The 23,611-nt window shown below is 54.4% G+C and carries 19 protein-coding genes and 2 pseudogenes; 10 read left to right on the plus strand and 11 right to left on the minus strand.

What is annotated here, in order from left to right; translation table 11 throughout:
* Nucleotides 1-126: 126 nt before the first annotated feature.
* Nucleotides 127-690: a DedA family protein gene (locus tag ACQ86O_RS24165; RefSeq protein ID WP_431223190.1), complete on the plus strand. Its 564-nt coding sequence runs from the start codon at nt 127-129 to the stop codon at nt 688-690.
* A 2-nt stretch (nt 691-692) separates the two neighbouring features.
* Here the strand turns inward: ACQ86O_RS24165 and ACQ86O_RS24170 are convergent, their stop codons facing one another.
* Together ACQ86O_RS24170 and ACQ86O_RS24175 are read right to left on the minus strand one after the other, a co-directional pair.
* Nucleotides 693-1,316, minus strand: a complete 624-nt coding sequence (locus ACQ86O_RS24170) for a LysE family translocator (protein ID WP_431225821.1) — start codon at nt 1,314-1,316, stop codon at nt 693-695.
* A gap of 95 nt (nt 1,317-1,411) precedes the next feature.
* A pseudogene (locus ACQ86O_RS24175) lies at nt 1,412-2,297 on the minus strand (LysR family transcriptional regulator).
* A 130-nt stretch (nt 2,298-2,427) separates the two neighbouring features.
* Here ACQ86O_RS24175 and ACQ86O_RS24180 point away from each other — a divergent pair.
* Together ACQ86O_RS24180 and ansP are read left to right on the plus strand one after the other, a co-directional pair.
* Nucleotides 2,428-2,865, plus strand: a complete 438-nt coding sequence (locus ACQ86O_RS24180) for a PACE efflux transporter (protein WP_431223191.1) — start codon at nt 2,428-2,430, stop codon at nt 2,863-2,865.
* A 136-nt stretch (nt 2,866-3,001) separates the two neighbouring features.
* A pseudogene (gene ansP / locus ACQ86O_RS24185) lies at nt 3,002-4,449 on the plus strand (L-asparagine permease).
* A gap of 30 nt (nt 4,450-4,479) precedes the next feature.
* Here ansP and ACQ86O_RS24190 read toward each other — a convergent pair.
* From ACQ86O_RS24190 to ACQ86O_RS24205, 4 genes are all read right to left on the minus strand, one after another.
* Complete coding sequence (locus ACQ86O_RS24190) at nt 4,480-5,259, minus strand: 2OG-Fe(II) oxygenase family protein (RefSeq protein WP_431223192.1); 780 nt, start codon at nt 5,257-5,259, stop codon at nt 4,480-4,482.
* Nucleotides 5,260-5,752: 493 nt separating this feature from the next.
* The gene (locus ACQ86O_RS24195; protein WP_431223193.1) at nt 5,753-8,857 is read right to left on the minus strand and encodes an efflux RND transporter permease subunit; all 3,105 of its coding nucleotides are present in this window, start codon (nt 8,855-8,857) and stop codon (nt 5,753-5,755) included.
* A 10-nt stretch (nt 8,858-8,867) separates the two neighbouring features.
* The gene (locus ACQ86O_RS24200) at nt 8,868-9,971 is read right to left on the minus strand and encodes an efflux RND transporter periplasmic adaptor subunit (protein ID WP_431223194.1); all 1,104 of its coding nucleotides are present in this window, start codon (nt 9,969-9,971) and stop codon (nt 8,868-8,870) included.
* A 185-nt stretch (nt 9,972-10,156) separates the two neighbouring features.
* Complete coding sequence (locus ACQ86O_RS24205; protein ID WP_431223195.1) at nt 10,157-10,909, minus strand: SDR family NAD(P)-dependent oxidoreductase; 753 nt, start codon at nt 10,907-10,909, stop codon at nt 10,157-10,159.
* A gap of 153 nt (nt 10,910-11,062) precedes the next feature.
* Between ACQ86O_RS24205 and ACQ86O_RS24210 the strand changes: the two genes are divergently transcribed.
* Nucleotides 11,063-11,833, plus strand: a complete 771-nt coding sequence (locus ACQ86O_RS24210) for an arylamine N-acetyltransferase family protein (protein ID WP_431223196.1) — start codon at nt 11,063-11,065, stop codon at nt 11,831-11,833.
* Here the strand turns inward: ACQ86O_RS24210 and dusC are convergent.
* From dusC to rhlE, 3 genes are all read right to left on the minus strand, one after another.
* On the minus strand, nt 11,830-12,759 hold the full coding sequence (gene dusC / locus ACQ86O_RS24215) for a tRNA dihydrouridine(16) synthase DusC (protein ID WP_431223197.1): 930 nt from the start codon (nt 12,757-12,759) through the stop codon (nt 11,830-11,832). The two genes, ACQ86O_RS24210 and dusC, sit on opposite strands and share 4 nt — an antisense overlap.
* 125 nt (nt 12,760-12,884) lie before the next feature.
* On the minus strand, nt 12,885-13,844 hold the full coding sequence (locus ACQ86O_RS24220) for a D-2-hydroxyacid dehydrogenase family protein (protein ID WP_431223198.1): 960 nt from the start codon (nt 13,842-13,844) through the stop codon (nt 12,885-12,887).
* A gap of 84 nt (nt 13,845-13,928) precedes the next feature.
* Complete coding sequence (rhlE, locus tag ACQ86O_RS24225) at nt 13,929-15,299, minus strand: ATP-dependent RNA helicase RhlE (protein WP_431223199.1); 1,371 nt, start codon at nt 15,297-15,299, stop codon at nt 13,929-13,931.
* Nucleotides 15,300-15,686: 387 nt separating this feature from the next.
* Between rhlE and cecR the strand changes: the two genes are divergently transcribed.
* From cecR to ACQ86O_RS24255, 6 genes are all read left to right on the plus strand, one after another.
* Nucleotides 15,687-16,355: a transcriptional regulator CecR gene (gene cecR, locus ACQ86O_RS24230; RefSeq protein ID WP_431223200.1), complete on the plus strand. Its 669-nt coding sequence runs from the start codon at nt 15,687-15,689 to the stop codon at nt 16,353-16,355.
* Between the two features lie 78 nt (nt 16,356-16,433).
* Nucleotides 16,434-17,405, plus strand: a complete 972-nt coding sequence (hlyD, locus tag ACQ86O_RS24235) for a secretion protein HlyD (RefSeq protein WP_431225822.1) — start codon at nt 16,434-16,436, stop codon at nt 17,403-17,405.
* 9 nt (nt 17,406-17,414) lie between these two features.
* Nucleotides 17,415-19,151 (plus strand): ATP-binding cassette domain-containing protein, encoded by a 1,737-nt coding sequence (locus ACQ86O_RS24240; protein WP_431223201.1) that lies wholly within the window; start codon nt 17,415-17,417, stop codon nt 19,149-19,151.
* Complete coding sequence (locus ACQ86O_RS24245) at nt 19,148-20,284, plus strand: ABC transporter permease (protein WP_431223202.1); 1,137 nt, start codon at nt 19,148-19,150, stop codon at nt 20,282-20,284. The genes ACQ86O_RS24240 and ACQ86O_RS24245 overlap by 4 nt, the downstream gene beginning before the upstream one ends.
* Before the next feature lie 145 nt (nt 20,285-20,429).
* Nucleotides 20,430-21,536, plus strand: coding sequence for an ABC transporter permease (locus ACQ86O_RS24250; protein ID WP_431223203.1), 1,107 nt, complete (start codon nt 20,430-20,432; stop codon nt 21,534-21,536).
* Between the two features lie 277 nt (nt 21,537-21,813).
* Nucleotides 21,814-22,140: a hypothetical protein gene (locus ACQ86O_RS24255; RefSeq protein WP_431223204.1), complete on the plus strand. Its 327-nt coding sequence runs from the start codon at nt 21,814-21,816 to the stop codon at nt 22,138-22,140.
* 51 nt (nt 22,141-22,191) lie between these two features.
* Here ACQ86O_RS24255 and ACQ86O_RS24260 read toward each other — a convergent pair whose 3' ends face one another.
* Together ACQ86O_RS24260 and ACQ86O_RS24265 are read right to left on the minus strand one after the other, a co-directional pair.
* On the minus strand, nt 22,192-22,518 hold the full coding sequence (locus tag ACQ86O_RS24260; protein WP_431223205.1) for a DUF2628 domain-containing protein: 327 nt from the start codon (nt 22,516-22,518) through the stop codon (nt 22,192-22,194).
* A gap of 305 nt (nt 22,519-22,823) precedes the next feature.
* Nucleotides 22,824-23,531: a Bax inhibitor-1/YccA family protein gene (locus tag ACQ86O_RS24265; protein ID WP_431223206.1), complete on the minus strand. Its 708-nt coding sequence runs from the start codon at nt 23,529-23,531 to the stop codon at nt 22,824-22,826.
* Nucleotides 23,532-23,611: the final 80 nt, after the last annotated feature.

Below are 23,611 nucleotides of genomic sequence, written 5' to 3' on the forward strand. Positions count from 1 at the left end.
CTTTATTAATAGCGGATTAAACACTATTCGAATGCAGGGATCTATTATTAGCATCCTGCTCGATAACGCCCTCTCCTTATCCAGGCAGAATGTTATAATCATATTTCATCGCTATAAGGAATAGAAATGACGGATTTAGCCCACTACATTACCCAATACGGTTACTGGGCGCTGTTGATTGGCTGCCTGCTTGAAGGGGAAACCATCACTCTGTTAGGCGGCATTGCGGCACATAATGGGCTGTTGCGCCTGCCGCTGGTGATTGTGGTTGTCGCAGTTGGCGGCACCCTGGGGGATCAGTTGCTCTATTTTGCCGGGCGTTATTTTGGCGGCCGGATGATTGCACGGATGAAAAGCCAGCAATCCCGCATTGAGCGAGCCCAAAAGCTGATTGCCAGCCACCCGATCCTGTTTGTGATCGGCGTACGTTTTATGTATGGATTCCGTCTTCTCGGCCCGGTGCTGATCGGTGCCAGCAAGCTGCCCCCTTCGCGTTTTATCCCGCTAAATATCCTGGGGGCTATCCTCTGGGCAACCTTGTTTGTGTTGCTTGGTTATTTTGGCGGCCAGGCTATCAGCAGTTTCGTCACCGGCACCGACAAAAAGCTGTATAGCCTGTTGTTCTGCATTTTGGTGGTGGCCGCTATCCTGGTATTACGCTACTGGTGGCGGCGACGCCATGCCGCATAATATTATTTATTGAGCATCAGCTTAAGCCCCAACAGCGCCATTACACCGCCGCCCAGGCGATCAAACCAGGCTTTGAAGCGCAGATAAACACGGCGCGGGCGTGGTGATGAAAGCACAAACGCGACAAAGGCATACCACAGTAAATCAACCGACAGTGCGATCAATGGCAGGACGATATACAGCACCAGCGGGATGTGGTGGCTGAGCAGCGCTGCAAACACACTGCCAAATACGATTGCGGTATTCGGGTTACCCAATTGGGTCAGCAAGCCGGTAGTGAATGCCCGGCGCAGCCCCAAGGGTTCATAGCCAACCGCTTCGACCACCAACGGCTGGTTGGCCCCACGCAGCATCCGGAATGCCAGATAGATCAGATAAGCGCCCCCCAGCATTTTGAGCGTGGTATAGAGCCAAGGCAGCGCCAGTAACAGCGACTGCAACCCCAACAGGGCGATTAATGCGAAGATAAAACAGCCCATCCCCATGCCTAATGCCACAGCCATGGCATCACGTCTCGATGAGGCCACGGCGGTGCGTGCTACCAGAATAAAGCTTGGCCCCGGGCTCATCGCCCCCAGGGTTATCGCCCCGGTGATGCTCAGTACCGATAACAGCGTTTCGTTGATCAATGTCCTTCCCTCTGGCCAGATTCCATGATTCAAATTAACGCCGCAGTCAAAATAAAAGCAATGGAAATAGCATGCTGCCACTCAGGAATTATCTAACCTGATGTGTTACGCATTAATTCCACCAGTTCTCGGGCTGCCTTGTGCTGCGGCTGGTTTTTCAGCCAGATCAGATGCATCGGCAGGCGCAGCTCATTTTTGGTATTTTTAAATTGCAGCCGAATCAAACGGCCCTGATCCAATAGGGGGCGGTTAGCGACAGAGGAAAGTTGCCCCAACCAAGCCCGGCCTCCACCATGCTTAATGCCATGGGCAGGCTGTCGGTTCGCCAGAAGGACTCCGCCACCCGCGGCCGCCGATCGACCATTGGCAAATCACGGCTGGCAACGATGATCTGCCGCACGTTCACCAAATCCTCCAGAAACAGTTCTCCCCCGCAGCACCCAGCGCCGGATGTTGCGCAGCAAGGGTCGCCACCAGCGATTCGGTGCCCACAAAATGAAACTGTTCCTGGTTGTTGACGTTCAGCCCACCGAACGCCAGGCACAGGCTGATACGCTGCTGATGCAGCAGGTGCAGCACTTCATCTTGTGGCGCGGTCAGCACTTCGATATCCAAGAGTGGGTAGCGCTCCGTCAGCATTTTTACTGCTGCCAGCAAGCCGCTGCTGTTGATATCGCCAGCAACGCCAATCGATAACCGGCTTTCCAACCCCTGGGAAAGCTCAATGGCGTGGGTTTGCAACTGCGCTAATTGGTCGGCAATCAAGCGTGCATGAGGTGCCAGCGCCATCGCCAGCGCGGTGGGTACGGGTTCGCGATGTGAACGGTCAAACAACTGAAACCCCAGCTCCGCCTCCATATTGGCGATCCCCATACTCACCGCAGAAGGAACACGCTGCAGAGCCCTTGCCGCAGCGGAAAAAGAACCGCGATCCATTACCGCCAAAAACAGTTCGATATTGTCACTGGAAAAATTCATTGCAATTACTATCAGTAAAACTGACAGCTCCTGACTTTTTCTATCAATAGGATTGACGCTATCTTACTCACCCACTGGCCCCTGGTCATCAGGCAAGCGTCAATCATCGAATAAAAAGCAGGAGAGAAGCATGCAAGGCGTTAAACGCAAACTGGTTTATGTGACCGCTTACGAAATTATCGGGATGGTTATTTCTGCCCTTGGGTTGGCACTGCTCTCCGGCACGGCACCCAGCAGCACTGGGCCGTTGGCGGTTATCATCACCACCATCGCCGTCAGTTGGAACCTGATTTATAACACCCTGTTCGAGTTTTGGGAAAGCCGCCAGGCTTGCCGCACCCGCACCTTGCGGCGCCGTATTCTGCATGCGATCGGTTTCCAACTGACTTTGGTGGTTTATCTGATCCCGCTGATTGCCTGGTGGATGGGTATTTCACTGGCGCAGGCCTTCCTGCTGGATATGGCGCTGATCGTTATTATTCCTTGTTATACCTTCGTGTTTAACTGGGCCTTTGACAAAGTATTCGGCTTGCCCACTTCGGCTCTGCCAGCCACAGATCCCGTCTGAGCGCTGTCGCTCCTTCCTTTTGCCTCAGTTACGCAGAAAAGGTAGCATGCTCCGCCGTTATTTCACGGCGTGGGTATAAACAGCGGAACGATGCCATGACGTCATTCCCATAAAGCAGACAGGAAACAGGGCGTAAATGCATTCAGACAAACAAGCGGCTAGAAAACGTTGGTTGGATTCACATGAATCCGGTTATCACAAAAGCATGGGTAAACGCCAAATACAGATGATCGCCATTGGCGGCTCTATCGGCACCGGCCTGTTCCTCGGCACCGGCGCACGCCTGCAGATGGCTGGCCCGGCGCTGGCACTGGTATACCTGGTTTGCGGTATTTTTCTTTCTTCATCCTGCGCGCCTTGGGTGAATTGGTGTTGCATCGCCCCACCAGCGGCAGCTTTGTGTCTTACGCCCGCGAATTTCTTGGCGAAAAAGCCTCTTATGTGGCGGGCTGGATGTACTTTCTCAACTGGGCAATGACCGGCATTGTCGATATCACCGCCGTAGCGCTGTATATGCATTATTGGGGCAGCTTTGCCGAGGTTCCGCAGTGGCTGTTTGCCCTGGGCGCACTGGGGATTGTGGCAACCATGAATATGATCGGTGTGAAATGGTTTGCCGAAATGGAGTTCTGGTTCGCGCTGATCAAAGTCGCCGCCATCGCCCTGTTCCTGATTGTTGGGACGCTGTTACTTGGCTTCGGAACCCCGGTGGCGGGTAATCCAACCGGTATTCATCTGATTACCGATAACGGCGGCATGTTCCCCCACGGCCTGTTACCTGCACTGGTGCTGGTGCAAGGTGTTATTTTCGCCTTTGCCGGGATTGAACTGATCGGCACCGCCGCTGGCGAGTGTAAAGATCCGGAAAAAATGATGCCGAAAGCGATCAACAGCGTGATCTGGCGCATCGGCCTGTTCTACGTCGGCTCGGTAGTGTTGCTGGTTCTGCTGCTGCCATGGAACGCCTATCAGGCTGGGCAAAGCCCATTTGTGACCTTTTTCTCCAAGCTTGGCGTACCTTACATCGGCACCATCATGAATATCGTGGTACTGACTGCCGCCCTTTCCAGCCTGAACTCTGGCCTCTATTCCACCGGGCGTATTCTGCGCTCGCTTGCCATGGGCGGTTCGGCGCCCAAGCTGATGGCAAAAATGAGTAGCCAGCAGGTTCCTTACGCCGGGATCCTGGTGACCTGCGGTATTTATGTGATTGGCGTGATACTGAACTATCTGGTGCCTTCGCAGGTATTCGAGATTGTGCTCAACATCGCTTCGCTGGGCATCATCTGTTCCTGGGCGTTTATTATCGTTTGCCAGATGCGACTGCGTAAGGCGATCAAGGAAGGGAAGGCCCAGCCGGTAGCCTTTAAGATGCCAGGCGCGCCGGTGACTTCCTGGCTGACGCTGCTGTTCCTGCTGGCGGTGGTGGTGATGATGGCGTTTGATTACCCGAACGGCACCTGGACTATTGCCACTATCCCGGTGCTGACGGTGCTGTTAGTGCTCGGCTGGTTCGGCTTGCGTAAACGGGCTGCACAAGTGAAGCTGGAACAGCAGGCTCACGAACAACACAGCGGGCATTAAGTTGCTAGCGGGGCGCCATTGGCGCCCCGTTTACATGCGGCCATAAAAGGTCATTCTGGCACTCTCGGAAAGCGCCACGCCTGGCTGAGCGTTATACGCCAGCACCACTAACATGCGTGTGATATCCCCTTCGGTTGGCGTGACACGATGCATGGCATTACGGCCACGGAACAGCACCAGATCCCCCTCGTTAATCGCCAATTGCTTCGGCACCACCTCCCCATCCAGCACCCGCTCCACCCCGGCAAAATTCATTTCGCCGCGATCGGCATCACGCAGGTTTTCGACATATTCAAACGTGCCACCGGCATGCGGTTTTTGGATCAAAAGGGTAATGGCAAAAGAGGAGTTGTCAAAATGCCAGCCTAATTCCTGGCCGGCATGGGCGTAATGCAGATTGATCGAGGAAAGACTATCGGCGTAGGGATAAAGCTGCGGCTCATCCAGCACGCTGCAGAGAAAACCCTGGAAGGCGGGTGAATCATAAAGCGTACGCAAAGGGGAGCCTGCCGGGATCTCTTCATCCGTGATGCAACCTTTTGAAGAGGTCACCAGCCGGTTACGGGCGTGGTGAGTTGGCCGTTCCGGGTCCTGCGGTTTCAGGTAAACATTGTGCTGGTTGGCCGCATAGAATGCCGCATGGCTATTCTCAACCCCTTCCTGGCGGATAGCGGCCAACGCAGCGGGTTGAAGAAACCCTGGCAATACCAGCGCACCATACCGCTCCAAGGTCTGCTTGCTGCGGGCAATAAACGCCGCATCGCCCAGTGGGTTGGCCGATAAATTCACAATCTGGCTAAGCTGTTGCATCACATTCCTCAAAAGCGGTTCGCGAATAAACCAATGTAAAGAATGTTGCGACAATGTTACAACTCAAATCAACTCAGAATGAGACAAACCCAGCATTTCTGCTTATTGGCTAAAACGTGTTTCGCCTATCCAACGATACTGTCTCTCGGCTAGAGTCCGGGGATAAAATATTTAAAAAAATGTCTTATAAAATAAGACATTCCTCTTTGTTTTTCCCTTTATCTTATACGTCAAAAAACCCTCAGGGCTGAGCATATTGCAAAGCCTGGCATTGGCAGATAAGAATGATATTGATTTCACTGAAAGCCGTAAAAAACACAGAAAAATTGCCCTAGATTTCAATTAATCCACATCATTAATATACCTACTTCCCTCTCCCGAAAGGACGGATTATCCACGGCGGAACAATTCCCTCTGTTGGCCGCCAGTCATAAAGTTTTACATTTACCCGAAAGTAAACCATTTACCGTTGCATAAACGCCTGCATTCAGGCTCACTGGGCGAAGCGTGATTTCACCCATTCCCGCAGGCGTTGAATATGCAGATACAGCGCTGGAATAAAGAAGATCCCCACCAGCGTGGCCAGCAGCATCCCACCAAATACGGTGATACCAATGATCTGGCGGCTCATCGCCCCGGCACCGGTAGCGAATACCAGCGGCATTACCCCCAGAATAAAGGAAATGGCCGTCATCATGACCGCCCGGAAACGCTGCCGCGCACCATCCTGCGCCGCCTCGCGGATGCTTGCCCCCTCTTCACGCCGCGCTTTGGCAAATTCGACGATCAGGATGGCATTCTTCGCAGCCAGACCAATCAACAATACCAGACCGATCTGCACATAGACGTCATTGGCAAAACCCATCATGCGCAAGCCCGCCACCGCGCCCGCCACCGCGAAAATCACCGACAACATCACCACCAGCGGGATACTCCAGCTCTCATACTGCGCTACCAGGAACAGATAGGCGAACACCAATGCCGCCAGATAGATGATCAATGCCTGATCACCGGTTTGTTGCTCCTGCCAGGAGAGGCCGCTCCAGCTGTAGCCATAACCTTGTGGCAACTGCTCGGCCAACAGGGATTCCATTGCCTTCATCGCCTGGCCGGAACTGACCCCCTCGGCGGCAGAGCCGTTCACCGATACCGCTGGGAACTGGTTAAACTGGCTGATAAAAGGAGCGCCGACAGAAGGCGTCAGCCTCACCAGATTGGCCATACTGACCAGGGCGCCGCTTTCGCTGCGCACGTTCAGGCGGTTGATCTGTTCAGTGCGTTGGCGAAAATCCATCTCGTTTTGCAGTTGTACCCTGAACATACGGTTATTCACCGAAAAATCACCGACGTTCAGACCGCCAAGCGAAACCTGCAGCGTATTAAAGATACGGCTGACCGGCACCTGCAACAACGCCGCACGTTCACGATCCACCGCCAGATCGATATCCGGCACCACGGCGCTGAAGGTGGTAAATACCCGGCTTAACTCTGGCCGCTGGTTGGCTGCAAAAATAATACCCTGACTGACCTGGGCCATTTGCTGTGGCGTTTGCCCTTCCAGCGCCAGAATGCGCAAATCGAAACCGGCGGCGTTACCCAACCCGGCGATTGCCGGTGGGTTGACAACCATGATCATCGCCGAAGGGGTCGCCGCCAACCGGGCCTGCAAATCGGCCAACACCCGATCAACGTGTTGCCGCTGGCCCCACGGTTTCAGCATCACAATAGCAAAACCGGCATTGGGTGAATTGCCCCCGCTCAGCAGGCTGAAGCCGGTAATTTTGATCACATCCTCCACCGCCGGATTTTGCACCACCTGTTGGTGCATCTGATCCATGACCGCCTGAGTACGCTCAAGGGAAGCGCCGTCCGGCAACTGGACGTTAACAAAGAAATAGCCCTGATCCTCTTCCGGCAAGAAAGAGGTGGGCAGGCGGCTGTAGCCATACCAGGTTGCTGCACCAATCACCAACAACGCCACTACGCTGGTCAGTGCCTTACGGCTGGCCAATGCTGTCAGGCGGACATAGCCGTCACGCATCCGGTCCATGCCACGGTTAAAACCACCAAAGAAGCCAGTTTGGGCCAGTTCGCGTCGCCGGATCAACGTGGCGCACAGGGCTGGGGAGAGGGTCAGCGCATTGATACTTGAAAGGATCACCGCCGCCGATAACGTCACCGCAAACTGACGATACAGCTCGCCAGTAATACCCGGCAGCACTGCAATCGGCACAAATACCGCCATCAATACCAGAGTCGTTGCGACAATAGGCCCGGCTATCTGGCTGATCGCCTTGCGGGTGGCTTGCTCCGGGCTGAGGGACGGGTCCTGGGACAGCAGGCGTTCGACGTTTTCCACCACCACGATAGCGTCGTCCACCACAATGGTCAGCGCCAGGATAATCGCAAACAGGCTGAGGGTATTGGCGGAATAGCCAAAAACATACAGCACCGCAAAGGTGCCAAGCAGCGAAACCGGGATGGTCAGCGCCACAATAAAGGTCGCTCGCAGGCTTTGCAGGAACAGGTAGACCACCAGCAAAACCACCGCCAACGTCAGCGCCAGAGAAATGGCGATTTCCTGCAGTGTTGCCGTAACCGGGCGCGTAGAGTCGTATTTAATGTCATAACTCATATCGCTCGGGAAAGCTTGCGACAGGCGCGCCATTTCCTGGCGTACCGCGTTGGCAACGTTGAGCGCGTTGGCCCCCGGAGTCGGGTAGACAACCAGGAATGCCGACTCCTGCTGGTTCATCGAGGCATTGACCTGATAGTTCTGCGCCCCAAGATCGACTCGCGCCACATCGCCCACCCGCACCGTGCCACCCTGGGCACCGCTGCGGATAATCACACGGGCAAACTCCTGCGGATCGGCTAAACGCCCCTGCCCGCTGATGGTCAACGTCTGCTGCTGTTGCGCTGGCGAAGGCGCAGAGCCAATCTGCCCCGCTGCGGCCTGCACGTTCTGCTGTTGCAGCGCCTGAACGATATCCTGCACGCTGATATTGAGCGACTCCATGCGCTGCGGATCAAGCCAGACGCGCATGCTGTAATCGCGGGCGCCAAAGACCTGCACATCCCCCACGCCGGTGATGCGAGCCAGCGCATCGCGCAGTTGAATACTGGTGTAATTGCTCAGAAACAGCGTGTCACGGGTGCCTTTAGGGGAAAATACGCTAACGCCCAGCAACAGGTTCGAGGCCCGTTTACGCACCGAAACCCCATTGTTGTTCACCTCTGCCGGGAGCTGCGCGCTAACCTGGGAAATCCGGTTTTGCACCTCAACAGCGGCCATATCCGGATCGGTACCGCTGGCGAAGGTGATGCTGAGCTGATAACCACCGTTATTGGCACTGGTCGATTCCATATACAGCATATTGCTGACGCCGTTGACCTGAGCTTCAATTGGCGATGCCACCGCCTGGGCAACATCACGCGCACTGGCGCCAGGGTACAGCGCACTGACGGAAACTACCGGCGGTGTGATATCCGGATACTGCTCAACGGGGATCACCTTGAGAGAAACCATCCCCACCAAGGTGATCACCAACGCAATAACAATGGCGAATTTCGGGCGGCGGATAAAGAAATGCAGCATCAACGTCCCCTTATTGTTCTGAAAGAATGGCGTTTACCTGCATACCGGGCCGCGCATGCTGTACACCGGCGATAATCACCCGTTCCCCAGCCTTGAGCCCGGAGGTAACCAGGTAGGATTGCTGATGCTGCTCACCCAGCGTCACTTCACGGACTTCGACCTTATTCTCTGGGTTCACCACCAGTACAAAGTGGCCTTGCTTGTTTTGTTGTAACGCGGCGATCGGCACCAGCGTGACAGTTTGGGGTTGCTCGGCAGTCAATATGACGTTCACCACGCCGCCAGGTAACAACAGATGATTGGGATTGGCGAAGCGGGTACGCAACGTCACGGTGCCGGTATGAGCATCAATCTGGTTATCCACTGACTCAAAACTGCCGGTCTCCGGGTAAGCTTTGCCGTTAGCCAACTCAAGCCGGGCAGAGAACTGCCCTTCGGCGAGTTTGCCCTCACCGTTTTGGCGTTGATAGGCGGCGGTGATGTAGTCACGTTCGTTGATGGCAATCGCTACACGGATCGGATCGAGTTGGACGATGTTCACCAGCGGCCCGCTAGCGGCGTTGATCAGGCTGCCAACATGGAAGCGGCTATGGCCGATACGCCCGGCGATCGGCGCATAAATGCGGGTATAACTGAGCTGCAATTGCTGTGTGTTGAGCATCGCCCGCGCCTGAGCTACCGCCGCCCGGGTGCTGTCACGCTCAGCAGAGGCGGCATCGATATCCGCCCGGCTGACCGCACGGTTGTTGCCCAGTTGCTGTAAGCGTGTCAGATTCACCTGCGCCAGATTGGCGGTGGCCGTCGCGCTATCCAGCTGTGCCTGAGCTTGCGCCACCGCAGAATGGTGCAGCGCAGGTTCAATCTCATACAGTAAATCCCCTGCTTTCACCATTTGCCCATCGCTAAACAGCCGCTTGGCGATAAACCCTTCGGTGCGGGTTTTCACCTCTACGGTTTGCAGAGATTCAATGCGACCCAGGTAATGTAATGTTCTTTCGGGTTGGCTTTGTTCAATCACGGCTACGGTTACCGCTGGCAGCGGTGCGGCAAATGCGGGGGCGGCAATGGCCAGAAAGCACATTGCCATCAAACGAAGGAGCACGGGTTTAATCATAGTAAGCAGAGCCACTCATCAATTAGTTACCATCTGAAATTGATGAAAATTATAGTTCACCCACTGGAACCAAGAATGATCTTGGTCATTGAGCCGCTCACCAACCGAGAATTACCGCCAAATTAATGGTTAATACATTGATTCAGCTTATTCTTTACACTATTTTTCTCCCATTCAACGGCGAGCTATTGCGCACTGTAGCCGCCATCAATGCTGTAAAACGCCCCGGTAGTGAAACTGCTGTCTGCAGAAAGCAAAAAAACCACCGTTTTCGCCACTTCTTCGCAGGTCGCCATGCGCCCCATTGGATGAGCAGCAGCCATTTTTTCTCGTACTTGCGCCGATAACGCTTTCATTGAGGGAGTATCGACATAACCTGGCCCAACGGCGTTGATACGTACACCACTGTTGGCAAACTCCAGCGCAGCGGCGCGGGTCAGGCCGATAATGCCATGTTTGGCGGCGGTATAAGGGGCAATGCCCGCGATGCCCACCACGCCATTGACGGCAGAGAGATTAACTACCGCCCCGCCCCCCGCCGCCACGATAGCTGGCAAGCCATACTTCATGCCATAAAAGGTGCCACTGAGATCGGTGGCAATCACCCCGTGCCAATCCTCAACGGGATATTGATCCAGCGGCACGCCGCGTGGGCCGGTAATGCCGGCATTGTTGACCAGCAGGTGCAACGGCCCAAAATGCGCCTGTGTCTGCTCCACCGCTCGCTGTACCGATTGCGGATCGCGCGCATCCATCATCAGCGGAAACAGCATTTCAGCCGTGGGATCCAGCCGTTGTGCCGCAGCTGCCAACCTTTGCTGATTTCTGGCTGTGATGACAACCTTTGCCCCACGCGCCAGTAACTGTTGAGCGATAGCTTCACCAATACCGGTTGAGGCACCGGTGACCAACGCAACTTTATCTGTGAAATCCCGCATAACGCCTCCTGATATCATTACCGAGACGTTAAGGTTAGAAGGGGGGATGACAGTTTCTGGCAGTGGTTATCCTCCAACACAGCACGTATTGCTTCCATCGCCGCGCCAATTCCCGCTAATTTATGCTGAATTTCCCCTTCAGCGAGAATTCTTGTGGATATACAACGCTACCTGCAACACATTCACTTCGCAGGCACGCCAAAGGCCAATCTGCACACGCTGGAACAGTTACACCGCTGCCATATGCTGGCCGTCCCGTTCGAGAATCTGAGCATTATTTATCATCAGGGGATCCATCTGACGCCAGCGGCCCTGTTCAGCAAAATCGTTGAGCATAATCGTGGTGGGTTTTGTTACGAATTGAACCGGATATTTGCGCTGCTTTTACAGCAGATTGGCTTCCAGGTAAGTTTTATTTCCGGCGAGATCCGCGCCAGAGACGGCACTTTCGGCCCACCGTTTGACCATATGGCGCTGGTGGTAACGCTGGATCAGCCCTACCTGGTGGACGTAGGTTTTGGCGATGCCTTCCTCACCCCGCTGAAAATTATCACCTCTGAGCAGCAACCGCAGGCCAGTGGCACCTTCCATCTTGAGCACGACGGCGATTATTACTCTCTGGAGCGGCGCAATGGCGATCGTTGTTCCCATGCCAAAACGCTCTATCGTTTCACCCTGCAACCCCGGCAGCCGGAAGAGTTTAACGGCATGTGTCACTATCACTGCACCTCGCCGCAGTCACATTTTACCCAAAAACTGGTGTGCTCACGCCCGACGGAAAATGGCCGTATTACGCTCAGTGAATCAAAGCTGATTATTACCCAGGATCGTCAACGCAAGGAGTCGACGCTGCATTCGCATGAGGAGCGGCTAGCGGTGCTGCGGCATTATTTTAATATTGAGTTGAACGTCCAGGCAGCTTAGCGGCAAATCACCCGGGCAATATCCTTGGAATTGTTCAGTACGCGGACCTCGGTAAACAGTTCCGTGGCTTGCTGATACTCCTTGCGCAGGTAGCTCAGCCACTGCTTGATGCGCGCAACGTGATACAGACCGGTATCACCCTGTTTTTCCAGGTGGATATACTTCTGCAGCAATTGCACCACCTGCGGCCATGGCATCCGCGGCTCGTTATATTTCACCACCCGGCTCAGATTAGGAATATTCAACGCGCCGCGCCCCAGCATCACCGCATCGCAGCCGGTAGCCTGCAGGCAAGCCTGCGCACTTTGATAATCCCAGATTTCCCCGTTGGCGATCACCGGAATAGTCAAACGCTGGCGGATCTCGGCAATCGCTGGCCAGTTGATACGATCGGCTTTATAACCGTCTTCTTTGGTGCGGCCATGGATGGTGATTTCGCTGGCCCCCGCCTGTTGCACCGCATCGGCAATTTCAAAGCTGCGGGCATCCGAATCCCAGCCCAGACGCACTTTTACCGTGACCGGCAGCTCCGCTGGCACCGCGGCTCGCATCGCTTTAGCGCCCTGATAAATCAGTTCGGGATCTTTAAGCAGGGTTGCCCCGCCGCCGCTGCCATTAACATGTCTGGAAGGGCAGCCGCAGTTCAGATCGACACCGTAAGAGCCTAGCTCGACCGCCTGGGCCGCGTTTTCCGCCAACCACTCGGGATATTGACCAAGCAATTGCACCCGCACCCGTGTGCCAGAAGGCGTCCGGCTGGCATGGTGCAGCTCTGGGCATAGGCGGTAGAAGGATTTGGCAGGTAGCCGCTGATCGACCACGCGCAGGAACTCGGTGATGCAGAGATCGTAATCGTTCACCTCGGTGAGCAGTTCCCGCACCAGAGAGTCAAGTACCCCCTCCATCGGTGCTAATAAGACGCGCATACCTTCCCCTGCTAAAAAAAGAGGCGACATGATAAGGGTGAAAGACCGTGCCAGACAAGCCTGGCCGCCGTATTTAAAGCCGCAGGGCTACTCATGCTGCAGAGGTTATCACCCAAAGCAAAGGATCAACTCAGTTTGCGAACCGGCTCACCGGCAATAAACGCCTGGATATCAGCGATCGCCTCACGGAAATAGGTGTGGTAATTATCGTCCGCCACATAGCCCAGATGAGGTGTGGCCAACACGTTTGGCAGGCTGCGCAACGGATGATCGGCGGGCAGCGGCTCTACGTCGAATACATCCAGACCGGCACCGGCAATCTGGCCGGTTTGCAACGCCTCGATCAGGGCAGCTTGATCGACAATGGCTGCACGCGAGGTGTTGATCAGGAAAGCGCTGCTTTTCATCTGTGCCAAAGCCTGGCGATCGATCATCCCACGGCTGCGATCGCTCAGTACCAGATGCACAGAAACAACATCACTCGCGGCCAATAATGCCTGTTTGGAGCTGGCAAGCTGCACACCGAATGCCTGCGCCCGTTCCGGCGTCAGATTCTGGCTCCAGGCCACCACGTTCATGCCAAATGCCTGAGCGACTTTCGCCATCTGACTGCCGATTTTGCCCAAGCCCAGCAGGCCTAGCGTTTTACCGTGCAGGGTGATGCCGACACTCTGCTGCCAAGGCCCGTTATCGCGCAATCCGCGGTTCTCCAGCACCAGATGCCTGGCCAGGCCGAGGATCAGCGCCCAGGTCAACTCCGTGGGTGCTTCAGAACCACTGGCAGTGCCGCAAACGGTGATCCCCTGCCGGGTTGCGGCAGGCAGGTCGATAGCGGCATTGCGCATGCCAGAGGTGATTAACAGCTTCAACTTCGGTAAACGGCGGAGTAGTGCGGCGGTAAAGGGAGTACGTTCACGCATGATCACCACGATATCGCAGTCTGCAATGCGCTTGACCAACTGGGCTTCGTCGGTAATAGGCTCGCGCAGGGAAAACACCGCAACCTGCTCACCCAGGGCCGACCAATCCGCCATCGATAGCGCCACACCCTGGTAATCATCAAGAATTGCACACTTTAATGTCATAGCTAGATCTCCTGGAAGCCATTGTCCCGCGAGCAAAAAAACCGCCAACGAATTGGCGGTTCAGTATAGATCATTTATGCAGGATCACTCAGACGGTTTACGGCTACGCGGGCGGCGCGAAGGAGCACCTGAACGCGGTTTAGCATCCCCCTGAGGACGAGCGCTGCTGCCGCCACGATTTTCGCGCTGACCGCCGCCATGACCACTGCGCTGGCCGCCACCGTTACCGGTACGCTGACCACCGCCGTTACCGCGCGGAGCGCCACGGCCACCGCCAGCCTGGCGGCCATTGATGATCGGTTCTGCCTTGATGCTCGGATCCGGCTCATAACCTGGCAGGGCAATACGTGGAATTTCACGCTTCAGCAGGCGTTCAATATCACGCAGCAGTTTGTGTTCATCCACACACACCAGCGAGATCGCCTCACCGGTACGCTCGGCACGGCCAGTACGGCCAATACGGTGTACGTAATCTTCCGGTACGTTTGGCAGTTCGTAGTTCACCACGTGTGGCAACTGATCGATGTCCAGACCACGGGCGGCGATATCCGTTGCGACCAGCACCCGGATTTTGCCATCTTTAAAGTCTGCCAGTGCGCGAGTACGCGCCCCTTGGCTCTTGTTACCGTGAATGGCGGCCGCCGTGATGCCATCTTTATTCAACTGTTCAGCCAGATGGTTGGCACCATGCTTGGTACGGTTGAATACCAGCACCTGCTTCCAGTCACCTTCACCGATCATCTGGGAAAGCAGTTCCCGCTTGCGTTTCTTGTCCACAAAGTGAACGCTCTGCTCAATCTGCTCAGAAGCGGTGTTACGGCGAGCGACTTCTACCGATGCCGGGTTGTGCAGCAGTTTGCTGGCCAGCCCTTTAATCTCATCAGAGAAAGTGGCGGAGAACAGCAGGTTCTGACGCTTGGCTGGCAGCTTGGCCAGCACGCGGCGGATATCATGGATAAAGCCCATATCCAGCATGCGGTCAGCTTCGTCCAGTACCAGAATTTCGACTTTGGACAGATCAACCGCGCGCTGATGTTCCAAATCCAGCAGGCGGCCCGGTGTTGCCACCAGAACGTCAACACCGCCACGCAGTTTCATCATCTGCGGGTTAATGCTTACCCCGCCAAATACCACCAGCGAACGCAGGCGCAGGTATTTGCTGTAAGACTCAACGTTTTCGCCGATCTGGGCTGCCAGCTCGCGGGTTGGTGTCAGGATCAGCGCGCGAACCGGGCGACGGCCTTTGGCCGGGTGGTCATGTTTGCTCAGCAGCTGTAACAGCGGCAGGGTAAAACCAGCGGTTTTACCGGTACCGGTCTGGGCGCTGGCCATCAGGTCACGACCTTCCAATACCACAGGAATAGCCTGGCGTTGAATTGGCGTAGGTTCGCGATAGCCCTGTTCTTCAACAGCGCGCAGAATTTCAGCACTTAAGCCGAGGTTTTCAAATGACATAGTAGAGAAAAACTCCAGATCCCCCTAACCTAAACAATGTTCGGTGCAGTTTCCAGGGAGGATTATCAGACGGGGCATAAGGAAGTGCTCGCGCTTTTGTTAGCGGCACATCCTCGGCATGACCACGAGGGATTGGCACAAACTGCAGTGCACCAAGCGCGAGAGTGTAGCAGAAATCGAATATGAAAAGGTAATTTTGCGTGTTCAAAGCACGTTATGCCGACAAGCGGCTCCGACAAAGCAAAATATTCAGTTCTGGCGTTTACATTTTGCCCATCTCAGCCTAAAGTTAATCATATGATTGATTAACTTTACGGATCAACCAATGCCTACTTCAGAAAGCCCGCCAGCAGCCCCCTGACACGGGGTGAGCAGGCACGCCAGCAGTTGCTTGCCGCCGCAATCGAAGTGTTTGGTGAATACGGTATTGCAGGCGCCACTACGCGGGACATTGCCCAACGCGCCGGTCAGAATATCGCGGCCATTACCTATTATTTTAATTCGAAAGAAGGGTTATATCTGGCGGTGGCCCAGTGGATTGCCGACTTTATCGAGCAAAACTTCCGCCCACAAAGCGAAGAAATTGAACGTTTCTGGCTGTTGCCGGCAGAACAACGCTTACCAGAGCATCATCTGCAACATATCAAAACCGGGCTGCTGGCCTTCAGCACGCTGATGACCCAGCCACAAACGCTCAATCTGAGCAAAATCATGTCGCGCGAACAGCTTTCCCCAACCGATGCTTACCCGCTGATCCACCAACAGGTGATCGCTCCATTGCATCATTCACTGTGCCGCCTGCTGGCTGGCTGCACCGGCATGGATGAAAACTCGACAAAAATCGTGCTGCACACTCATGCGCTGATCGGCGAGGTGCTGTCTTTCCGCGTTGGGCGGGAAACCCTGCTGCGCCAGGCCAACTGGCAGCAGATAGGCGCTGAGGAAGCCACGCAGATAAGCGAAGTGCTGGCTGAACATATTGAAATTCTGGTGAATGGGCTGCGCCAGCGGCATTTGTACATCACAGCGAATGCAGGTAACAACGCTATAGCTTGAAAGGCGGCGGGTATCAATTCCCCTTTTTGCAAGCTGTAACCTAACAACTCTGGCAGGGAGTGTTATGAACAAGAAAAAATTGCCATTCTGGGCGTGGCGATCGCATTGATTGCCGCTGCGGCCTACGGTTTCTGGTATTACCAACAGCAGCAGGAAAAACCGCTGACGCTGTACGGTAACGTAGACATCCGCACGGTCAACCTGGGTTTTCGCGTTAATGGGCGGTTGGCCACGCTGGCAGTAGACGAAGGTGATAGCGTGCAACCGGGGCAACTGCTTGGCAAGCTGGACGATGGCCCTTACCTCAACGCGTTGCAGCAGGCACAGGCAAACGTCGCCAGCGCCAGCGCCAAACTGGACTTATTGCAGGCAGGCTACCGTGCCGAAGAGATTGCTCAGGTGCGCTCGGAAGTGGCTCAACGCCTTTCTGCCTTCAGCTATGCCGACAGTTTCTACCAGCGCCAGCAAGGATTGTGGGCGAAAAAAGCCACGTCTGCCGATGCCCTGGAAGATGCCCGCACCGCACGTAATCAGGCGCAGGCCAACCTGCAGGCTGCGAAAGATAAACTGTCGCAATATCTGACCGGTAACCGCCCACAGGAAATCGAAGAGGCCAGAGCCAATCTGGCCCAGGCCGAAGCGGCATTGGCGCAGGCCAGGTTGGATCTGCAAGACACCACTTTGATCTCCCCTTCCGTTGGCACGGTGATGACGCGGGCGGTTGAGCCCGGCACCATGCTCAGCGCGGGCGGCACGGTATTTACCCTTTCGCTGACCCGGCCTGTCTGGGTGCGGGCATATATTAATGAAGCCAATCTGGGCAAGGCCACGCCGGGTAGCGAAGTGCAGATTTATACCGATGGCCGCCCCGGCCAGCCTTACCACGGCAAGGTTGGCTTTGTTTCCCCGACCGCCGAGTTCACCCCCAAAAGCGTAGAAACGCCGGATCTGCGCACCGATCTGGTGTATCGCCTGCGGATTATCGTCACCGATGCCGACGACGCATTGCGCCAGGGGATGCCGGTTACCGTCCGTTTCGCACAGCCGTAAGGAACAGTGATGACACAGGACCATACGATTGAATTGGAGGCGTTGGAAAAACGCTTTCCGTCTCTCGAAAAACCAGCGGTGGCCAGCCTGACAACGACCCTGCGCAGCGGAGCGGTGACAGGGCTGGTAGGCCCGGACGGGGCTGGCAAAACCACCTTGCTACGTATGCTGGCAGGCTTGCTGAAACCCAGCAGCGGCAAACTGACCGTCGCGGGTTTGGATCCGATCGCACAAGATCGCCAACTGCACGCCATTCTCGGCTATATGCCGCAGAAGTTCGGGCTGTATGAAGATCTGACCGTAATGGAAAACCTGACGCTGTATGCCGATCTGCGCGGGGTCACTGGCGATCTGCGCAAAGAGACTTTTGAGCGCCTGCTGACGTTTACCGATCTGACGCGTTTCACCGAGCGACTGGCGGGCAAGCTTTCCGGTGGCATGAAGCAGAAACTCGGGCTGGCCTGTACGCTGCTCGGCCAGCCGCAGGTACTGCTGCTGGATGAGCCTGGCGTCGGTGTCGATCCCATCTCGCGCCGCGAGCTGTGGCGTATGGTGCATGAGTTGGCCAACGACGGCATGCTGATCCTGTGGAGCACCTCTTATCTGGATGAAGCCGAGCAATGCCGTGAAGTGTTGCTGATGAACGAAGGAGAATTGTTGTTCAGCGGTGAACCACAGAGCCTGACCCAGCGCATGGCCGGGCGCACGGTATTGATCGGTGCCCCAGCCGGTAGCCACCGCGCATTATTACAACAGGCGATCTGCTTACCTTCGGTGAGCGATGGTGTGATCCAGGGGAAATATCTGCGATTGATCCTCAAACAGGGCGAAGATCATCAGCAGGTGCTGCGCGACCTGAACCTGCCGAACGCCGAATTGACCGAAGCCGAGCCACGTTTTGAAGATGCGTTTATCGATCTGCTTGGCGGCGGCCCAAACAGTAAATCCGCCCTGGCCGAGATCATGCCCACGGTGGCTGGTGAAAGCACTGAAATTGTGATCGAAGCGCAGGGATTGACCAAAAAATTTGGCGATTTTGCGGCTACCGATCATGTCGACTTCAAGGTGCAGCGCGGTGAGATCTTTGGCCTGCTCGGCCCCAACGGCGCGGGTAAGTCCACCACTTTCAAAATGATGTGCGGCCTGCTGGTGCCCAGCGATGGCAAAGCGCTGGTGCTGGGTATGGATCTGAAAACCAGTTCCGGCAAGGCCCGCCAGCATCTGGGCTATATGGCGCAGAAATTCTCGCTGTACGGCAACCTGACGGTGGAGCAGAACCTGAAGTTTTTCTCCGGCGTTTATGGCCTGAGTGGCAAGAGCCAGCGCAATAAAATTGCCGAGATGTCTACAGCATTCAACTTCGGCCCGATCCTCAGCCAAACGCCGGATTCACTGCCGCTCGGATTCAAACAACGGCTGGCACTGGCCTGTGCGCTGATGCATGAGCCGGACATTCTGTTTCTTGATGAACCGACCTCGGGCGTCGACCCGCTGACTCGGCGGGAGTTCTGGCTACATATCAACGGCATGGTGGATAAAGGCGTGACGGTGATGGTAACCACCCATTTTATGGACGAAGCAGAATACTGCGATCGCATTGGGTTAGTGTATCGCGGCAAAATTATCGCCGCCGGAACGCCGGACGATTTAAAACACCAGGTAGCCAGTGAAGAAAACCCCAACCCTTCGATGGAACAGGCGTTTATCGAACTGGTGCAAGGCTACGACCGGGAGGAGACAGCATGAGCAGCGAAAGCGGTTTTTCCTGGCGACGCCTGCGGGCGCTGTGCCTGAAAGAGACCCGGCAGATCCTGCGTGACCCTAGCAGCGGGTTGATTGCCTTTGTTATCCCGCTGATGCTGCTGTTTATTTTCGGCTACGGCATCAATCTGGATTCCAGCAAGCTACGGCTGGGGATCCTGATGGAGCAGCAAAGTGAGGAGGCCCGCGATCTGGCTAATACCTTTGCCGGTTCGCCGTACATAGAACCCACCATCAGCGATAACCGCCAGCAGTTGATCCAGATGATGCAGGCTGGCAGCATCCGTGGCCTAGTGGTGATCCCTAACGACTTTGCCGAACATATGGCGCGTTCCTCCGATAAAGCACCGCTGCAGATCATCACCGATGGCAGCGAGCCCAACACCGCCAACTTTGTGCAGGGTTATACTCAGGGCGTCTGGCAAATCTGGCAGCAACAACGTGCCACCGATCTGGGCCGTGACGATAAACCGCTGATTGAGATACAGATGCGCTATTGGTTTAACCCGGCAGCGATCAGCCAGCACTTTATCATTCCTGGCGCCATCACTATTATCATGACGGTGATCGGCGCCATTCTTACCTCGCTGGTGATTGCCCGTGAATGGGAACGTGGCACCATGGAGGCCCTGCTCTCTACCCAGGTCACGCGCAGCGAATTACTGTTGTCCAAGTTGGTGCCTTATTACTTCCTGGGCATGATCGCTATGGTGCTGTGTATGGTGGTTTCGGTATTTGTGCTCGGCGTGCCTTACCGTGGCTCATTGTTGCTGCTGTTTGTGATCAGCAGTCTGTTCCTGGCCAGCACGCTCGGCATGGGGCTATTGATCTCTACCATCACCCGCAACCAGTTCAATGCGGCGATGGTGGCGCTGAACGCTGCCTTTCTGCCTTCGATTATGCTCTCCGGTTTTATCTTCCAGATAGACAGCATGCCAGCGGTAGTGCGCGCAGTGACCTATATCATTCCGGCGCGTTACTTTGTCAGCACGCTGCAGACGTTATTCCTGGCAGGCAATATTGGCACCGTGCTGATGATTAACCTGCTGTTTTTGATTGCCTCAGCGGTGGTGTTTATCGGCCTGACGGCCTGGAAAACTCAGCGGCGGCTGGATTAAGGGCCTATCTCAATAGGTGTAACGGTTGCAGACCGTTTAAACACGGAGCGCACGGAAGAACGAAGTACGTGAGGATTATGAGTACAGCCCAGGTTCAAAATGGCAAATAAAACAGTCCTGTTGGGACAAGTTCTAAGGGGAAGCTATGTTTCACCGTCTCTGGACGCTGATCGTTAAAGAAATGCAGTCACTGCTGCGCGATCCGCAGACCCGTGCGATTCTGATTATGCCAGTCCTGGTGCAGGTGCTGCTGTTCCCGTTCGCCGCAACGCTGGAGGTCACCAACGCCACCATCGCGGTTTACAGCGAAGACAGTGGCCCTCACTCCATAGAACTGACCCAGCGCTTTGCCAAGGCCAAAGCCTTTTCTCACGTGCTGTTGCTGCGCAGCCCGCAGGAAATTAAGACCACTATTGATAACCAAAGAGCGCTGCTGCTGGTCCGCTTCCCAGCCAACTTCTCGCGCGATATCGCCAATGGGAATACCGCGCCATTGCAGTTATTGCTCGATGGCCGCAACTCCAACAGCGCGCAGATCGCCGCCAACTACGTGCAGCGGATCGTGCAGGACTATCAGAATGAATTGATCGGCCAGCGTGCCAAACCCAACAACAGCGAGTTGGTGGTGCGCAACTGGTACAACCCGAACCTGGATTACAAATGGTTTGTGGTGCCTTCGCTGATCGCCATGATCACCACCATCGGCGTGCTGATTGTAACCTCGCTTTCGGTGGCTCGCGAACGTGAGCAAGGCACGCTGGAACAGCTACTGGTATCCCCCTTGACCACCTGGCAAATTTTTATCGGCAAGGCGGTGCCTGCGCTGATCGTCGCCACCTTCCAGGCTTCGGTGGTGCTGTTTATCGGTATCTTTGCCTACCAGATCCCGTTCGCCGGTTCACTGCTGCTGTTTTACGCAACAATGCTGATTTACGGGCTTTCTCTGGTGGGTTTCGGCCTGCTGATTTCTTCGCTGTGCGCTACTCAGCAGCAGGCATTTATCGGGGTGTTTGTGTTTATGATGCCCGCCATACTGCTTTCCGGCTATGTCTCGCCCGTGGAAAATATGCCGGTATGGTTGCAGCATATTACCTGGGTTAACCCAATCCGCCACTTCACCGACATCACCAAGCAAATATACCTGAAGGATGCCAGCTTCGGCATTATCTGGCGTAGCCTGTGGCCGTTGTTAGTGATTACCGTAACTACCGGCAGCGCTGCCTATGCCATGTTCCGGCGCAAGATTGCTTGAATAGCAGACGTAAAAAATCGCTCATATTTCAGGCGTAACATTGCCAGCGTTGTTTTTATAATCAACGAGTTAGCTCTTAATACTGCCTTACTCCTGCTCTCTGCAATGCGTTATGAACTTACAAGTCCTGGCTGAAATACAAGTGCTCTGGCCGGAGGGGTTACCACTCCCCGGCTTTTAACATGCCTGAGCGACGGTGAGAAAGAGAAGAGATGTTAACCGTAAATAGAACGCGTAAAATATACATGCTGTAACTTAATTGCTTATGGAGGGCGATTTGACGGAAATAACCACGGTAAAAGAAAATTGGCATAACGGCATGGTTCGTTTTGGACTGAATCTGGCTTGGTCCAATCTGTCAGGCATGGTTATTTTATTCATCGTGCTCTTTTCTCTGCCGGAAGAAACTGCCCAATGGGTCGATACCGCGATGGGGGCGTTCTGCTTCATCAATATTTCGATCAATTTACTGGTTTTTTGCTTTGCATTGGTTGGGCTTTTTAAATCCACATTGAAATGGTCAGCATTTTTGGTGATGGCTATCAGTATAGTGATTTTTATTATCTATCTGGGCGCAATGGGAGTTTACATATCGGGTAATTAGAACCGCAGTATATTTTAAAGGGCAACAGCCCGTATTGCCCTAACGTTCTGGTTACATTGCGGTTATTTGAGCCGATCCTTTCTTGGAAAAACCTTCAAACGGGTTCCACCCCTGCAATTCTTTAACTTCTTTAAGGTAGTAAGCGTAGTTGGCAATCCCCCCACATGAAAACACGTAGCCAAGATTCACGCAACGAAGAGCATTCGTCATATTGATTCCTGTTGCGTCCTCGGCAACTATCAATATGAGGTTCGCTAACAGAGCACCGATAAACAATACCAGCCCCTTTTTCCATAGGCCAAGGATACACAAATAGATGATACCAAAGATGAGCGCATAGATATTCGAGATGTGTTTAAACCTGGAAAAGAGCTTCATTTTTTGAATATCGGTTTTGTATTACGCAGAATTTATATCACCCCCGCATTACCAAAGAGGGCAAAGCGTTCTTTCCATACTGTACTTAATTCGTGGCTCATATATATCCCTATAATCAATGTAACTAACATAAAATATGATAAACATGTATGGCTATTACTCAAATATAAGCTGAGCATTCAATAGAACCCACCTTAATATGCCAAGACAATGTTTATCTGCTATTTATCAGTAACACCAGAAAACTCCCACAAAAAAGCCCCGCGTTTAAACGGGGCTTGGAGAATTATTGCTGAACTGGCGTATTAGCGGCGGTTGCCGAAAATCCGCAGTAACATCAGGAACAGGTTGATGAAATCAAGATACAGCGTCAATGCGCCAACGATGGCGTATTTGCGGAAGCTGTCTTTATCATCAGGATTCAACTGCTCGCCCATCGCTTTCAGTTTCTGGGTGTCATACGCCGTCAGGCCTACAAACACCAACACGCCGATATAGGTGATTGCCCACATCAGTGCCGGGCTTTTCAGCCAGATATTCACCAGCGAAGCCAGCACAATGCCGATCAGCCCCATAAACAGCATGCTGCCTAAACCGCTCAGATCACGCTTGGTGGTGTAGCCGAACACGCTCATCGCACCGAACATACCTGCGGTAACCACAAAGGTACTGGCGATTGAACTGTAGGTGTAGGCAATGAAAATGCTGGATAGTGTCAAGCCGGTCAACGCCGAATAGAGCATAAACAGCCCGGTAGCCACGGTGCCGCTCAGGCGATTCACCATACCGGAAATAACAAATACCAGACCCAACTGCAGGATAATCAGACCGAAGAAGGTGATCTGGCTGGAGAAGATAAAGTTGAGGATCGCAGGCGTATTTGCTGCGTACCAGGAGACAAAAGCGGTCAACAGCAGACCACAGGTCATCCAGCCATAAACCTGCGCCATATAAGCCTGAATGCCGCTGTTGGCACGTTCAACAATTGAACCATTACGTGGATATCGGTCCATGACGGTTACCTTTTACAAGTGAGCCAAGTTTTGGGGGAACATCCCCTGCCATTAATAAGCGTATCACAGAAAACAGCATA

Origin of the sequence: Serratia sp. L9 (assembly GCF_050632285.1) — a bacterium.
In the GTDB taxonomy this organism is placed as follows: Bacteria; Pseudomonadota; Gammaproteobacteria; order Enterobacterales; family Enterobacteriaceae; genus Chania.